A 15,058-nucleotide genomic window follows, 5' to 3' on the forward strand; every position below is an offset into this window, starting at 1 on the left:
TGTTCCCGGCCGCGTCGCGTACCGTCAGCGCCGCAATTCAAAACTGGTGGCACCAATTTTGATGGGCGTGTTGAGCGGAACGGGAGTGGGTTGGGTGACGCGCTTACCGTCAAGAAAAGTGCCGTTGGTCGAGTCGAGGTCTTGAATGACCCACTCGTTGTTCCAGTTGAGCAGGCGCGCGTGATGCGTGCTGGTGTAGTCGTCGCGGATGACCACGCTCGAGTCGGTCGAACGGCCGATGGTGAGCGGGTCGACGCCGAGAGCGATCTCGGTGCCGCTCTTGACCCCGGAGGTGATGATGAGCCTGTGGGCATTGCTGGTGGTGGCTCGCGGATGCACGCCGGCACTCGAGCCCTCGAGTGGTGTGAACACCGGCACCTTCGACTGCGGGGCCGGGGTGACCGGATGCGGGTCGCTGAGCGGTTTCGCCGTGGCAGCCGCGCCGACGATGAGGCCGGTGAAGCCGCCGGGGGCCTGAGAGGCCGGGGCACCTGCTGCTGCGCCAGCCGCGCCTGCTGCGGCGCCGACTGCTGGGGCGCCGACTGCTGGGGCTCCGGCGTGGCTGGATGAGCGTGCGCCGGCCGATGCTGCGCTCGCGTTCGGAGCTCCGGAGCTGACTGCCGCGCCTGCGGCGGCGGCGCCGCTCTGCACGTTGGTGCCGGATGCTTGTGCCGGAACGCCCGCGTTCGCCGGGTCGCGGAGTTTGCGCACCCGCTGACCGAAGAGGTCGGAGCGCATGGCATAGACGATCACGAAAACGAAGACCCACAGCAGGGCGAGAAAGCCGAACCGCAGAATGAGCAGGGTGAGTTCGCTCATAGATTCCACCGGAATCCACCGGGCTCGGGCGGCTTCTTGTCGTCAGAGCTGACGCGGGGTGCGGGTTTTTCGGTGGGCGAGGCTGCGGCAGGGGTGGCTGCTGCGGGTGCGGAGGGCGCTGCGGGCGCAGGTGCGGGCTTGGCTGCGCGGCGCGCGGGGGCGGGCTTTGCGCGCCGACGTGCGGCGGGGGGCTGCTCCTGCTCGTGCTCGTGGTGCTGCAGCGGCTGCGGCTGCTCCGCCGAGCCGGCAGGCTGTGCGCTCGGCGAGGGCTGCTGCGCGGGGGCTTCTGACGCAGCCGGCTGCTGCGGTGCGGGGCTTTGTGCGAGGGGGTCGGGGTCGGGCATCCGCTCGGCCGCGGCCGGGGAGGGGGCCGGGGGTGCCGACGCTGCTGAAGGTGCATCGGCTTGAGCGGGCGAGACGGGCGCCGCGGCTGCAGCGTGCGGGGGAAAGACCGGGGCGGCCGCAGGGTTGCCCGGGGCGGAGAAGAGGGAGGGGGCCGCGGCCGCGGCGTGGGCGGAGCCCTGCGGAGGGGCGCTTGCCGACTGGGCGAGCACACGGAAGACAACGCGGGTGCGGCCGATCTGAATGACAGAGTCGGGCGTGAGAATCGAGCGGCTGAGCGGCTGCCCGTTGAGCTGGGATCCGTTGGTCGAGTCGAGGTCGCGGGCTTCGGCGTTCTTGCCGTCCCACAGAATCTCGAGGTGTTTGCGCGAGATTCCGGTGTCTTCGACCGTGATGTCGGCCTCGCGGCCGCGCCCGATGATGGTGCGGCCCGTCGTGAGAGGGTGGCGCTTGCCGGCGACGTCGAGCACAGGAACCCAGGTGACGTCGCGCTGGATGGTCGAACTGTCGATCTCGAGAACGCCGGTGCTGAGCTTCGGGTCTTCGACGAGCCCGACGCTGAGCCCGCCCGCGAACTGAAAGCCCTGGTCGGCGGAGTGCTTCTGCACGATGCCCGTGAGGTCGTCGATGAGAGTGGGGCCGAGCGCCGCCATGCGCTGAAAATCGGCCGGAGCCAACCGCACGTCGAAGCTGTTGGGTACGAGTATGCGGTCGCGCGAGACGATCGCGGCCTTCGTGTCGAGCTCGCGCTTCAGCGCCGAGCCGATCTCTACCGGCTGCAGCCCCGAACGAAAGGTCTTGGCGAACGCACCGTTGACGGCGCGCTCGAGACCCTTCTCGAAGTTGTCCAGGATTCCCACACGTCTCCCATATTCTGTGTGATTCTGTGCCAGATCTGCGTGTACCGGCGCATCGTCTTGCACTAGGCGCCGGCATGGATGCTAAGACAGATGTTACTGGCCGCAGGTGTAAATTGAGTGCGGCGTGACTCTAGCACCCCTTATTCAGGGGCAGCTTGGTGTGGGATTCGGTTCAGCTTATGTTCGGCCCGGTTTCGCATTCTGTGCCGTCGGTGCTAATCTCGCTGAGTTGGCGCGAGTGGCGGAATTGGTAGACGCGCACGGTTCAGGTCCGTGTGTTCGTAAGGACGTGGGGGTTCAAGTCCCCCTTCGCGCACCAGCAGTAAGGCCCCTGGCCGGGTATCCCGGTCGGGGGTCTTTGTCATTTGCTCGCGTCGATTCCGCCGCGGGTTATAGGCAAGATCGTGTGGATGGGTTCGGGCGTGTCATGATCGTCCTGCCCAGCCTGCGCGGGTCCAGAGGCCTTCTTCGGCGTTGAGTCCGGTGTCGTAGAGGGTTGGCGTATCGGGCTCCTCGGCTGATTCGGGGGTCGGGTGTGTGGGGTTCGCGGTGTGCTGGTTGGCGTGGCTGAGGGCGTCGTTGATGCTGAGTTCGTGCAGGGTCAGGTACCACTCGGCGGCGCGTTTCATGTGGGGTTCGGTCATGCCGCGGTGGGCTCGGAGTCTGGCGCGGATTTGGGCGTTGATGCCGCCCTCGAGTGGGCTCGTGGTGCGCGGGTTGCCGTAGGTCACGTAGGTGAAGAGGGTGCCGTCTTTTGTGACGCGTGCGAGGAGTTGCCATGCTTTCCGGAGTCGTTCGTGGGTGAACCAGAACTTCCCGTCCCGGATCACGGTGCGTTCTTTGGTGAGGTGCCCGAAGGCCTGCCACCACTGATCCAGCTGTACCCGCCATTGAATGGCGTCATCGGTGGTGTGCACTTTAGAGAGTGCTTTGGAGAGGCCGAGCAGGGCGCGGCCGGCGTCGGTTCGGGGTTTGAAGGTCAGGTGCCGGCTGATGTTCATTTGGATGTGGAACAGGCAGCGTTGATGTTTCGTCTCTGGCCAACACTTCCTGATCGCTGATGGCAGGCCGGTGCCGCCGTCGGACACGATCACCGCAGGGGCGGGGATCTGCTGCAGGAGCGCTGTCCAGGCGGCGACGGATTCGCTTCCGCACCATTGCCAGCCGAGGACGTCGAGTTGGTCACTGACCGCGATGAGGAGGCACCAGGTGCCGACCCAGAGCCCATCGACGAGGATCGCGTGATGTGTTTTCGTCGATGGGCCGAGGGTGGGTTGGATATCCCAGCACCAGGCTGTCTCGTACCGGAACGACCGGCCCGTGCTGGTGTCGCCGAGCCGTGGTTGCGGCTCATTGCTGCTGAGCCATTCCAGGAACCGGCGCAGCTGCTCCCGCCTGGTCACGTCCGGTCGTTTGCGAACTGCAGACGAGCCGCAGTTCGGGCATCGCCAGCGCTGAGTGCCAGCCGCGGTGCGGCCGTTCTTCACCAGCACGGTTGCGCATATCACACAGGTCGTCGTGTTCGAGGGAAAAGCCACACCCAAGGGTGCCCGACCATAACAACCCCCGATTCAGCCCGGAACCACGCGGCTAAACACCAATCCCATCCACACGTTTCCGCCTATAACCCTCCGCCGCGCAGCCAGACTACGAAATTCACATCAAGAGCCATGACTACGATATCGTAGTCATGATGACAGATGAGGATTTTGTAGTCAGCAAACGCCGAGGAGGACTGGAATGCTCAGGGGCACGATCAACAGCCCAGACGAGTTGGGCCGAATGCTGCAGCAAGGGCGTCTGCTGAAGGGACTCACTCAGCGCGAGCTGGCGCAGGAGCTGCATGTCACCCAGCGGTACATCCACGAGATGGAATCGGGAAAGCCGACGTTGTACGCCGATCGGCTGTTCGACTTCATCAGGGCGACGGGTCTCACCTTGGCTGTCGAGATAGACGAAGGCGAAGATGCGGATGGCTGACCTTGTCGTCGAGTTTTATGGTGTCGAAGTCGGGCATCTTGTGGGGAGGGACTCGCGCACATTCGACTTCGAATTCAGTCGCGCGGCGTTCGATCACTTCGAGTTGGGGAGCAGCATCCTTTCGGAAGCGGTGCCGCTCGCGCGCATTCAGAACAGGGCGCGAGCGGGTCGGCGAAGAAATTTCTTTGCCGAGCTCCTGCCCGAAGGCGAACTGCTCGAATACATGGCGGCTGAGGCCGGTGTGTTCTCGTTCGATGTGATCTCGTTGCTGGCGCAATTCGGGCGGGATGTCGCCGGGGCGCTCGAGATTTACGACCCGGAGAGGCCCGGAGAGCCGCGGACACCGATGGCGGTGCCTTTGACCGCAGACGGGGTAGGAGCGCTGTTGAACGATGTGCGACGAAGTCCGTTGGGCAATCGTAAGTTCTACGGCAAGTCATCGCTCGGCGGAGTTCAGCAGAAAATCGTTCTCGCGTTGATCGACGGTGTATGGAATCAGGTCATAGACGGGCATCCATCGACCCACATTCTGAAAACTGCACCAATAGATCAGCCCACGGTTATTTTCGACGAGGAATACGCCTCGCGAATCTGCCGCGAAGTAGGCATCTCGTCATTCACGGCGGAGATTATCGACTTTGCTGGTACATCGGCGCTGGTTATCGAACGGTACGATCGTTCGTCAGCCAGCCCGACCGGTCGCATTCATCAAGAAGACATGAATCAGGCGCTGGGCGCGAGCCGCAACGAGAAATACCAAGAGCTCGGCGGCAAGGTCAGTCTTGCGAGAATCGCCTCCGTCTTCGCAAAACGAAGAGACGCCGAGTCGCTTCGACGCTTGCACGCGCTCAATGTCGTTTCGCTCGCCGTCGGCAATCTCGATCTCCACGCGAAGAACGTCTCGATGGTGCATCCGTTCGGAGCTCCGGCCTCACTTGCGCCTGCGTACGACGTCGTGCCGCTCGCGCATCATGACAATGACGGGCGAGTGGCGCTCGCGGTGAATGGCAAGTACCGGCATTCCGAGATCACCCTTCTCGATGCCGCAGCAGAAGCGACGGCGTGGGGGCTCGCTGATGCCGAGAGCATCGCGCGGGACGTTGTGCGCCGAGTGCTCGAGGTCACCGAAGTCGAGGTTCCTGACGATCGAAGCCACCCGGGGCTGATCTCAGACATCAGGCGATTCTGCTCAAACCTGCTGGATAGGCGGGGTGCGGGCAGTCGCCGAGACTGAACGGGACAAACGCTGCAAGACGCGGGTGTCAGCGGTGGACACGATAGTAGAAAGATGAAGCAAACTCGACATACTCCGAAATCATCGCAGAACGAACCTCTGCGGGTGAGCGTCGTCGTCTCGGCGCGGGAACGGCGAGACAGGGCCGCTCAGCTCGCTCTCTCGCTACTGGGCCTCGTGATTGCAATCTGCGCGCTTTATCTGTCGTTCGCTTCGAATTCGACCGCAGAGGCCTCGCTTCAGAAGTCTGATCAGTCGCTTGCCGTCGCGTTAGATTCCGCCCAGCGATATCAGCTCAGCGAGTCGTTCAGCGGCTGCTTTTTCGGTATGTCATTCAGCACTCAGATGGGGCCGATCGCGCCGGGAGAGATTCGACCTTCCACTAATGGTGCCGACCGGTGGGTTGTGCTGACGAACACGGGGCGACTCCCGGTCTCTATTCTGGGGATCACTGCTCAGATGACTGTTTCCGGTCAAACCGTCGAGGTCGGGTACTCCTTCTTGCCATTGTCGACGGCCGGTTCACTTGAACCCCAGACCGGGCCGATCTACCTTGAGCCGAGCCAAGCGGTCGCGTTGCATACGGCGCTGGAGGTGCCGGGTAACAGCAATGCGGTGAAACGCTATGCGTACCTCCTCGCCGACGCGACCAGCGACCCGATCGAGCCGAAGATGACTGCCGGAGCCGGTGAAGTGCCTGCCGCTTTGGCGGGCGATTTCGCCAGACTGGGTGCCAGCAACTTCGACGCCTGCAGGCTGACTGACGCTCGCCCGAAGCCAGACAACTAGGCGATGTGACGTCAGGTGCGCAGGGTGAAGTAGTAGAGGAAGGCACCGAACGCGGCGAACATGCCGCCGAAGGCCGCGATGGCTCCGCCGAGCAGGGCCGTGAAGATGGAGCCGGTGGCGAAGACCAGGCCGAGGGTGAGCACGAGGAGTCCGAACGCCATGATGAGAAAGCCCCACGAGAGCAGGGTGGCGTACGCGGGGCGGCGCGGGGTGAGAACGGATTCTTCGTCGGTCATGACGCCGAGCTTACCGGCGGGCATCCGTTGGGCGGTACGGGAGGTCGCGCGGCAACGGCGGGTGGATGCTCGGTGGCCGATTACCGAGCGCAATACATTTGACATACCTGAGGTGTAAAAGCAATGGGTATGTGCACTCTGGCAGGCGAACATTGCGGCAAGTAGTCATGAGGTATGGCTGATCCGCATTCCGAGGCGTCGCGCATCGTTGGCGAACGCATCCGTGCCACCCGCCAGAAGCTCGGGCTGAGCCAAGAAGATGTCGCCGAGCTGTCGGAGATGCATGTCACGAACGTGGGCAAGATCGAGCGGGGCCAGTCGAATCCGAGCCTGTCGACGCTGGTGGCGCTCGCCGCGGCGTTGAATGCCGACCCCGGAGTGTGGGTCGCGGGGCTGACGGGGGCGATGATCCCCGGGCGCACACATCAACTCAGCGCGGCAGAGCTCATTCGCGAACGCAGGTTGCGCGGGGCCTGAGCCGGGCGACCGGATGCTCGGCGAGCGTTCGGGGCGGGCATCCGGTCTCGCCTGGTGCACCGCGCCGGACGCCGGTAGGCATCACCGTCAATCGCCCTCGCCCTCGCGTTTGCGCAGAAGCACCTCTGCAGCAGGTTTTGGGTGCTTCTGCGCAAACTCGATCGAGGTGAGCGCCCACCATTCGTGCGGCTGGGGAGCACGGCGGCGGGAGCCGCGGCAGAACTAGAGCAGCACGGCGGCGGGAGCCGCGAAAGAGCTAGAGGAGCAGGGCGCGGAGCTGGTCGACCGAGTGCACGATGGCGATGGCGCCGGCGGCCTCGGCGGGAGATCCGTAGCCCCACTCCACCATGATGGGCGGGATGCCGTGTTCGGCGGCGCCCTCCATGTCGTGCATGCGGTCGCCGACGAGCACCAGATTCGAGAGGTCGACGTGGGCCGCGCGCAGGCGGGTGAGGGCTTCGTCGATGACGTCGGCCTTGGCGCTGCGGGTCTCGTCTTCGCTGGCTCCGGTGATGACGGCGAAGCACTGGGCGAGGTCGAGGTGGTCGAGAATGCGATTGGCCTGCACCTCTGACTTCGAGGTGGTGATGGCGAGCGGGATGCCCGCGGCGTGCAGCTGGCGCACGAGCCCGACCATGCCGGGGAAGGTGACCGCGTCGTCTTGCGGCCCCTCGCTCGCGGCGAGCCCGCGGTAGACGAGCAGGGCTTTCTGGGCCTCGGATTCGTCCATGCCGGCGACGAGCTCGAAGCCTTCGAGAATGGGCGGACCGACGAAGTGCACGAGGTCGGCAGGCGCGGGTACCGGGTAGCCCATGGCGAGCAGAGTGCGAGACAGGCGGCCGATGATGCCGGGGGCGGAGTCGGTGATGGTTCCGTCGAGGTCGAAGAGGATGCACGACCACGGCTTGTGCGGGCCGGCGGGCGCGGGTGCGGGCGCGGGTGCGCCGGCTGCGGGCTGCGCGCCGGCTGCGGCCGCGCTCTCGGGTGCGACGTGGGTCTCGGGTGAGCTAGTCATTTGGCGCAATTCTAGAGGGCGGGTGTTACGAGTTCGTTCACGTGGCAAGGGGTGAGATTCGCGGGGCGGCCGCGTGTAGTGTGCACTCTTATGCAAATGGGCTCCGCGGGCGGCGACAGCGACGCTCCTGACCGCGCTGACCTGCGCGCGGGTGGCGGCGCTGACGCGCGCTCGGGTGGCGGCGATGGTGCGCGCGCGGGCGGGGGCGACGGTGTGCGTGCGAGCGGCGGCGGTGGCGCGCGCGCGGGCGACGGCAGCGGTGTGCTCGCGGCCGGCAGCGGCAGTGGCGGCCGCACGCGCCGCGTGACGCCCGGCCGGGTGTTCGTTGGGGCGCTCGTACTTGTTGCTGCGGTCGTGGTGGTCACGGGCATCCTGCCGCCCGCCTCGTCGGTCGCGCTCGCCGAGCGGGTGGGGCCGGTGCTCGGATTCGTCGTGGCGATCACGGTGGTCACCGAGTTGGCGGCCGATGCCGGGCTGTTCTCGGTGGTCTCCGACCGGCTTGCCGCGTGGGGTCGCGGTCGGGTGTGGATGCTCTGGGTCTTTGTGCTCGTTCTGGCAACCGTGAGCACGCTGTTCTTGTCGCTCGACACCACCGCGGTGCTGGTGACGCCCGTGGTGGTGCTGCTCGCTCTCAATGCGGGCATTTCGCCGATTCCGTTCGCCGTGGCGACGGTGTGGCTGGCGAATACGGCATCGCTGCTGTTGCCGATCTCGAACCTGACGAATCTGCTCGCGGCCGAGCAGATGTCGGGGGGATCGCCGGCCGGGTTCGTCGCGGTCGTATGGGCGCCGGCGCTGGTGGGAATCGTGGTGCCGGTGGTGTTGCTCTCGCTGTTGTTCCGCAGGCGGCTGCGCGGCGCGTTCACCGTACCGGCCGCGACGGCGGTGCGTGACCGGCGGCTGCTGGTGGTCGCGGGCGTTGTCGTGCTGGTGCTGTTGCCGCTGCTCGTGTCGGGTCTGCCGGTGTGGATTCCCGCCACGGCCGGCGCCGTGGTGCTGGTTCTGGCGTTCGTGCTGCGGCGGCGGTTCGAGCCGCTGACGTGGCGGCTGGTTCCGTGGTCGCCGGTGGCGATCGCGGCGGGGCTGTTCGTGATCGTCGAGGCGGCGCAGGTACACGGACTGTCGACGCTCGTCGGCAGCGTCGCGGGTTCCGGCTCCTCTTTCTTTGCGCTGCTGCAGCTCTCGGGCCTCGGGATGCTCGCGGCCAACGGCATCAACAACCTGCCGGCGTACCTCGTGCTCGAGCCGGCTGCCGCGGGTTCGTCGGTTCGGCTCGCCGCGCTGCTGATCGGGGTCAATCTGGGGCCGCTGATCACGCCGTGGGCGTCGCTGGCGACCCTGCTCTGGCATCAGCGCGTGACGTCGCTCGGGGTCACGGTGTCGTGGCCGCGCTTCATGCTCTTCGGTGCGCTCGCCGTGGTCGTGACGGTGCCCCTCGCGGTTCTGGCGCTGTGGCTGGCCTCGGGCACTCCGTAGCTGCCGGCGGCGGCGAGTTAGACGAGGTCAGCTGACGGCGGCGACCGGACTTTTGCGCAAAACGGTATCGATTGAACGCGGCGACCGCGCTCGTCGCGTTCAATGAGGGTAGCGGCCAAGGGGTGGGATCGATCATCTAGTCGCAATGCTGCGCCGTCCCCACCGGGCCCCTCCACCCGCCGCAAGCGGCGCGCGGAGCCTCCGGCCGGCGTGGGCCCAGAGGCGGCGGCGCACCAATCAGAACAGCATCGAATCCGAATTGTCTAGGCCGCGCATCGCGTCGTAGTCGAGCAGGAGGGTGCGGATGCCGCGGTCGTGCGCTAGCGTGCGGGCCTGCGGCTTGATCTCCTGGGCGGCGAAGATGCCGGTCACGGGGGCGAGGTGCGGGTCGCGGTTCATCAGCTCGAGGTAGCGGGTGAGCTGTTCGACCCCGTCGATGTCGCCGCGGCGCTTGAGTTCGACGGCGACGGCGGCGCCGCTGGCGTCGCGGGCGAGGATGTCGACTGGGCCGATGGCGGTCATGTACTCGCGGCGCACGAGGGTATGGCCTTCGCCGAGCAACTCGATTTGCTCGGCGAGCAGCTTCTGCAGGTGGGCCTCGACGCCGTCCTTCACGAGCCCCGGGTCGACCCCGAGATCGTGCGACGTGTCGGTGTATACCTCGTGAATCGACACCACGAGAAGATCAGCCGTTTTCGCGTGGGTGACCTTCCAGAGTTGGGTGATGCCGGCATCCCGTTGTTCCTCGTCGGGTTCGATCACCTGCAGGGTGCACGGCGGACTCATCCAGTTGAGCGGTTTATAGGAGCCGCCGTCGGAGTGCACCAAGATGCTGCCGTCGTTCTTCAGCATGAGCAGCCGGGTGGCGAGCGGCAGGTGCGCGCTCAGCCTCCCCGCGTAATCCACGGCACATTTCGCTATAACAAGTCGCACCCACCGAGTTTATGCACACCAAGCGAGGTCGGCAGAATGCGGCGACCGCGCTCGTCGCATTCTGCGTGCTCGGCGCACCAAGAATCGCCGATCCAGTTCTGCCCGCAGTGCGCCGCAGAGGCGGCGGCGCACAATCAAGCGCTGAATCTGCCGGTGCGCTCGCGGGCAGCGGGGGCCGCGAGCGCGGCGAGCACGAGCAGAACGAGCACCACGAAAAGGGCGTTCAGGATGCCGAAGTGCTGGCCGAGAAAGCCGAGCAGCGGGGGCCCGGCCAGAAACGCGATGTAACCGATGATCGCGACGGCACTGACCCGGGCGGCGGCGGTTTTCGGGTCGTCTGAGGCCGCCGAGATTCCCACGGGAAACCCGAGCGATGCGCCGATTCCCCACAGCGCGGCACCGATCATGGCCGTGGGCAGACCGGGCGCCAGGATGAACGCGAGCAACCCGATCGCCCCCACCAGAGCTGAGATGCGCAGCACCGGCACCCGCCCGAACCGGTCGAGAACGGGGCCGCCCGCGATGCGGCCGACGGTCATCGCCACGACGAACACGCCGAACATCAGCGCGCCGGTGGTGTTGTCTTCGTGGTGGCCGTCGACGGTGGCGAGCGCGATCCAGTCGTTTGCTGAGCCTTCGGCGAACGCCATACCGAGGATGATCAACCCGATCAAGAGCAGCCGGGTATCGGCCCACACTGAGAGCGACTCTTTCACGCGCATCCGGAACGGAGTCTTGGCGCTGGTGGAGGGGTCTTCGACGTCGACGGTCTGCGGGATGAACCGCACGACGATGACGCCGGCGACCACGATCAGCACGGCCATGAGCCCGAGGTTCCAGCTCACGGGGACGTTGAGGGCGGATGCCGCGGCCCCGAGCCCGGCTCCGACCACGGTGCCGAAGCTGAAGAAGGCGTGCATGAGCGGCATGAGTGTGCGGCCGATGGCGCGCTCGCTTGCGGCGCCCTCCACGTTCATCTGTACGTCGAGCGATCCGTTGCCGAACCCGAAGATGGCCAGAAAGAGGGTGGCGAGCGCGGGCTCGGGAAGGATCGCGGCGCTGATTCCGACCCCGGCGAGGCCGACGGCGGCGATGGTGAGCGAGAAGACGATGCCGCGCCGCGGGCCGAATGCGGCCAAGATCTGCGGGGCGACGACAAGCCCGATGATCGACCCGATCGACAGGCCCAGGATGACCAGGCCGACCGCTGCGGTGTCGAGATGCAGTTGATCGCGCACGGCCGGCAGGCGTGCAACCCAGGTTGCCATCGACAGGCCGCTCAGAGCGAAGATGATGAAGACGGCGTTGCGCCAGGCGATGAGGTGGCGCGGCGTCGATGCCGGAGTGCTCGGAGTGCTCACCGCGGTCGCGTCGGCATCGGGCGCCCCGAGGGGTGGGCGGGCATCCGCGGGCTGGGGCATGGTGCATCCTGAGTCTTCGAGTGGGGGCCGGCCAGAATCGAATCGATTCGATCGGTGTGCACTACGCTATTCGATGTGAGTGCACAGAATCAACCTCACGCGGCGAAAGCAGCGAAAGCGGCGCATGCGGCGAGTGCAGCGAGAGCGGCGAACACGGGCCAGGTGACCCACACGGCCCGGTCGACCCTGGCCGACGTCGCGAAGCGAGCCGGGGTATCGGGCTCGACGGCCTCGCTCGCGTTCAGCGGCGGATCCATCTCGGTTGCCACGCGCGAGCGCGTCATGACGGCGGCTCGCGAACTCAACTATTCGGGCCCCGACCCGCGGGCGCGGTCGCTGCGGCAGGGGCGCTCGGGCATCGTCGGGGTGATCATCGAAGATCGGGTGTTGAACTCGTTCCGCGACCCGATGACGCTCGCCGCGCTCGACGGCATCTCGCAAGAGTTGGGCGAGGGCAGCGGGATGCTCTTACTCACCGCTGTCGGAGATGGAGAGTCGACCATCCAGAGTGCCGTCTTCGACGCGGCCATCTTCATGGGCTGCAGCCCGCACCTGGCGCGGTCGATCGAGATCATGCGGCAGCGCAACATTCCGATGGTGGCCATCGAGGGGCAGGCGTTCGACGGCGTTCTGGCGGTGAGTCTTGACAATCGTGAGGCCGCTCGGCAGATCGCGCAGGTGGTGCGTGATTTCGGGCACACCCGCGTGGCCACGGTGACCCTTCCGCTCGATGCGCTGCGGTCGCTGCGCTCTCTCGACGACGAGATCGTGGCAACTGCGACCACGGCCGTGTCGATCGACCGGCTCGAAGGTGCGCGCGACGTCTTTCCGGGCATCGAGGGTGTCGTCGCCGCGAGTTCGTCGAGCGAAGACGGCCGTGAGGCGGGATTGCGCCTGTTGGCCGGGCCAGACCTGCTCGCGGCCCCGGCGTCGAGCCGGCCGACCGCGATTCTGGCGCAGAGCGATCTGCTCGCCGTCGGCGTGATTCGCGCGGCCGAGCAACTCGGGCTCGCGGTTCCGGGCGACCTTACGGTCGTGGGCTTCGACGGGGCCCGCATCGAGGGATTCAGCGACTACGAGCTCACTACGATGAAGCAGCCCGCCACCGAGAAGGGCCGGGCGGCAGGTGCTGCGGTCACGGCGCTGCTGGCGGGCGAGCCGGCGGCAGACGTGTCGTTCGCGTCGGTGCTGCGCATGGGCAATACGGCGGGGCCGGTTCCCGTCGCCTCTCTTGCGATTTCGTAGGAGAATCGGCAAGGGTGCCGGGCTATAGACGCCTGACCGTCGATATCTCCTCCGAAATTCAGCGACTGGTCGTGCCCGCGTAGGCTCCTTACTTATGCAGCTCACCATTCTCGGATCCGCTACGCCGTACCCCGTGCCCGGCAACGCGTGCTCGGGGTACCTGCTGCAGGGCGGCGCGACTTCCCTCTGGATCGACGCCGGTACCGGCACGCTCGCCGAGCTGCAGCGGCACATCGCTCTCACCGACCTCGACGCCATCTTCATCTCGCATCGGCACGCCGACCATACGGCTGACCTGCTCGTGGCGTACTACGCGCTGCGGTTCAGCTCGCTGTGGGGTGGCGCGGCTGGGTCTGGGGTTGCGGCTGGGGCTGGGGTTGCGGCTGGGGCTCGGTCTGGGTCTGCGGCTGGGGCTGTGTCTGGTTCTGGCGCTGCGTCGCAGTCGCACGCGCGGCGCCGCATCCGCGTGTTCGGGCCGGAGGCGCTGGCCGAGCGCCTGGCCGAATTCCTGGGTCCGGATGCTCTGCAGGGCCTGCACGAGGTATTCGACTTCACCGAAATGAGCGGGTGGGCAGACGCCGTCGTGGGCGACCTGGCCCTCTCGTGGGGCCCGGTCTCGCACGGAGTCCCTGCGTTCGCGCTCACCGCGACCGGGCCCGCCGGTGCGTCGATCGGCTCAAGCTCAGCCGTCGCTTCCAGCGACACTGCGACGCTCAGCGACGCCGGTGCCGCTGCGCCCTCGAGCGACCGTGTCGGCGGCACTTCGCCGTACACCACCCCCGTCCTCACCTCGACCTTCACGTACTCGGGCGACACCGCACCGTGCACCTCGCTCGTCGAGATGGCCGAAGAGTCGAGCGTGCTGCTCTGCGAGGTCGGCTACAACCGCGACGCCCTCGGCGAGCCGGCCGTGCACCACACTCCCGAAGACGCCGGTCGCACCGCGACCGCCGCCGGAGTCTCCACGATCATCCTGACCCACGTCGCCGACGACCTCGCCCCCGCCGACGCTGCCCGCCGTGCCGCCGCCCACTTCGCCGGCACCATCGAGCTCGCGACTCCCGGACGCGCCTTCGCCCTCTGACCTCACTCGCGCGATCGCTCAGGCGAGAGTGCACTTCAAGTTTTATAGACGAGCGCACACTTTTCTAGACAACCGTCAACTTAAGTGTAACGATGGAACTCGAGCGCGGGAGGAGACGACATGCGACTCCAGAATCCGTTTGCGGCTGTCAGCACGACGGGGCTTGACTCTCAAGTGCTGACCGTGTTGGCTAGAATTGAGCAGTATTTGACTATTGCTCAGATTCATCAACTGTTACCCGAGGAAGGTTCGACGCAAGGGGTGCGCAACACGGTAGTTCGTCTGACCGAGCAAGGAACTCTGCTTGAACGTGCCACGGGCCGCAGCGTCGCCTATGCGTTCAATCGGGATCACTTGTTGGCCGATGCAGTGCTTCGTATTGCCAACGCGAAGAGTGAGCTGGTCGACCGAATGCGCGAGAGCATCGCCGAATGGGAGTTTGCGCCGCTGACGGTCAAGATCTTCGGGTCGGCAGCTCGAAATGACATGCGTTCGGAGAGCGACATCGACGTGCTCATCGTCGCCGCAGATTCGGTGAGCGAAGTCGTGTTGGAGGCGTCAGTCGGCAGGTTCGCATCGCTGGCGAGCCGGTGGACCGGCAATGACGTGCGCCCGCTGGTGTACCGCAGTTCAGAAGTGGGTCCGGCCAGCATTTTCACTTCGATTCTCGAGCACAGCATCGATGTTTCGGGAGAACCGACGTGGCTTCGTAGGCACGTTCGAAAGGAACGTACGGCGGCGTGAACCCGCGAAGCTCGAAAATCAGAACGATCATCGCGGACAAGGCGGTGCAGCAGGGCCGGCTCGCGAAGGCCCGACAGTTCATGCTCGTGGCAGATGAAGCTCGGGAACTCTCCGACGGAGATGGCGTTTCCGACGCCGCTGTGACGCTCTACGTCCACGCTGGCATCGCCGCGGCCGATGCGATTTGCGCTGGCGCCCTCGGCAGGCATGCTCACGGTCAAGACCACCAAGATGCGATTGCGTTGCTCGCCTCAGTCGACAAGCAGGCAGCTACTTCTCTGAGCGTTCCGCTGGGCATGAAGACACGCGCCGGTTACGGGCACGATCCGATAAGCGAAACAAACCTGACCCGCGCCGAACGTGCTGCGCGGTCGCTGGTAGAGAACGCTTCGCTGTAATCCTC

The 15,058-nt window shown here is 66.1% G+C and carries 15 protein-coding genes, 1 tRNA gene and 1 pseudogene; 10 read left to right on the forward strand and 7 right to left on the reverse strand.

The window, feature by feature from the left end; translation table 11 throughout:
- Positions 1-24: 24 nt before the first annotated feature.
- Both LQ955_RS20255 and LQ955_RS15465 read right to left on the reverse strand, forming a co-directional pair.
- The gene (locus LQ955_RS20255; RefSeq protein WP_449342974.1) at positions 25-819 is read right to left on the reverse strand and encodes an FHA domain-containing protein FhaB/FipA; all 795 of its coding nucleotides are present in this window, start codon (positions 817-819) and stop codon (positions 25-27) included.
- 536 nt (positions 820-1,355) lie between these two features.
- Positions 1,356-2,021 (reverse strand): annotated as a pseudogene (locus LQ955_RS15465) (FhaA domain-containing protein); the annotation flags it as partial.
- Positions 2,022-2,253: 232 nt separating this feature from the next.
- Here LQ955_RS15465 and LQ955_RS15470 point away from each other — a divergent pair.
- A tRNA-Leu gene (locus LQ955_RS15470) sits at positions 2,254-2,340 on the forward strand.
- A gap of 106 nt (positions 2,341-2,446) precedes the next feature.
- On the opposite strand, the gene LQ955_RS15475 is transcribed toward LQ955_RS15470, so the two are convergent.
- Positions 2,447-3,559, reverse strand: a complete 1,113-nt coding sequence (locus LQ955_RS15475) for an IS1249 family transposase (RefSeq protein ID WP_313788357.1) — start codon at positions 3,557-3,559, stop codon at positions 2,447-2,449.
- A gap of 202 nt (positions 3,560-3,761) precedes the next feature.
- Between LQ955_RS15475 and LQ955_RS15480 the strand changes: the two genes are divergently transcribed.
- From LQ955_RS15480 to LQ955_RS15490, 3 genes are all read left to right on the forward strand, one after another.
- Positions 3,762-4,001, forward strand: a complete 240-nt coding sequence (locus tag LQ955_RS15480) for a helix-turn-helix domain-containing protein (protein WP_231025385.1) — start codon at positions 3,762-3,764, stop codon at positions 3,999-4,001.
- Complete coding sequence (locus tag LQ955_RS15485; RefSeq protein ID WP_231025386.1) at positions 3,994-5,235, forward strand: HipA domain-containing protein; 1,242 nt, start codon at positions 3,994-3,996, stop codon at positions 5,233-5,235. Before LQ955_RS15480 ends, LQ955_RS15485 begins: the two co-directional genes overlap by 8 nt.
- Before the next feature lie 105 nt (positions 5,236-5,340).
- Complete coding sequence (locus LQ955_RS15490; protein ID WP_231025387.1) at positions 5,341-6,024, forward strand: hypothetical protein; 684 nt, start codon at positions 5,341-5,343, stop codon at positions 6,022-6,024.
- Positions 6,025-6,035: 11 nt separating this feature from the next.
- Here the strand turns inward: LQ955_RS15490 and LQ955_RS15495 are convergent, their stop codons facing one another.
- On the reverse strand, positions 6,036-6,260 hold the full coding sequence (locus LQ955_RS15495; RefSeq protein WP_231025388.1) for a hypothetical protein: 225 nt from the start codon (positions 6,258-6,260) through the stop codon (positions 6,036-6,038).
- A gap of 174 nt (positions 6,261-6,434) precedes the next feature.
- On the opposite strand from LQ955_RS15495, the gene LQ955_RS15500 reads away from it, so the two are divergent.
- Complete coding sequence (locus LQ955_RS15500) at positions 6,435-6,737, forward strand: helix-turn-helix domain-containing protein (RefSeq protein WP_231025389.1); 303 nt, start codon at positions 6,435-6,437, stop codon at positions 6,735-6,737.
- A gap of 256 nt (positions 6,738-6,993) precedes the next feature.
- Here the strand turns inward: LQ955_RS15500 and LQ955_RS15505 are convergent, their stop codons facing one another.
- Positions 6,994-7,752, reverse strand: coding sequence for an HAD hydrolase-like protein (locus LQ955_RS15505; RefSeq protein WP_231025390.1), 759 nt, complete (start codon positions 7,750-7,752; stop codon positions 6,994-6,996).
- A gap of 90 nt (positions 7,753-7,842) precedes the next feature.
- On the opposite strand from LQ955_RS15505, the gene LQ955_RS15510 reads away from it, so the two are divergent.
- Positions 7,843-9,228: an SLC13 family permease gene (locus tag LQ955_RS15510; protein WP_231025391.1), complete on the forward strand. Its 1,386-nt coding sequence runs from the start codon at positions 7,843-7,845 to the stop codon at positions 9,226-9,228.
- A gap of 237 nt (positions 9,229-9,465) precedes the next feature.
- Here the strand turns inward: LQ955_RS15510 and nucS are convergent, their stop codons facing one another.
- On the reverse strand, positions 9,466-10,161 hold the full coding sequence (gene nucS / locus LQ955_RS15515; RefSeq protein ID WP_231025392.1) for an endonuclease NucS: 696 nt from the start codon (positions 10,159-10,161) through the stop codon (positions 9,466-9,468).
- A gap of 134 nt (positions 10,162-10,295) precedes the next feature.
- Positions 10,296-11,582: an MFS transporter gene (locus LQ955_RS15520; protein WP_231025393.1), complete on the reverse strand. Its 1,287-nt coding sequence runs from the start codon at positions 11,580-11,582 to the stop codon at positions 10,296-10,298.
- Positions 11,583-11,744: 162 nt separating this feature from the next.
- On the opposite strand from LQ955_RS15520, the gene LQ955_RS15525 reads away from it, so the two are divergent.
- The 4 genes from LQ955_RS15525 (at position 11,745) to LQ955_RS15540 (ending at position 15,053) form a co-directional block, all read left to right on the forward strand.
- Positions 11,745-12,827: a LacI family DNA-binding transcriptional regulator gene (locus LQ955_RS15525; RefSeq protein ID WP_231025394.1), complete on the forward strand. Its 1,083-nt coding sequence runs from the start codon at positions 11,745-11,747 to the stop codon at positions 12,825-12,827.
- 94 nt (positions 12,828-12,921) lie between these two features.
- Complete coding sequence (locus LQ955_RS15530; protein ID WP_231025395.1) at positions 12,922-13,911, forward strand: MBL fold metallo-hydrolase; 990 nt, start codon at positions 12,922-12,924, stop codon at positions 13,909-13,911.
- Between the two features lie 120 nt (positions 13,912-14,031).
- Positions 14,032-14,655 carry a nucleotidyltransferase domain-containing protein gene (locus LQ955_RS15535; protein ID WP_231025396.1) on the forward strand — a complete coding sequence of 208 codons (624 nt, stop codon included), beginning with the start codon at positions 14,032-14,034 and terminating at the stop codon, positions 14,653-14,655.
- Positions 14,652-15,053 (forward strand): hypothetical protein, encoded by a 402-nt coding sequence (locus tag LQ955_RS15540; protein WP_231025397.1) that lies wholly within the window; start codon positions 14,652-14,654, stop codon positions 15,051-15,053. Before LQ955_RS15535 ends, LQ955_RS15540 begins: the two co-directional genes overlap by 4 nt.
- Positions 15,054-15,058: the final 5 nt, after the last annotated feature.

Origin of the sequence: Subtercola endophyticus (genome assembly GCF_021044565.1) — a bacterium.
GTDB classification, from domain to species: domain Bacteria; phylum Actinomycetota; class Actinomycetes; order Actinomycetales; family Microbacteriaceae; genus Subtercola; species Subtercola endophyticus.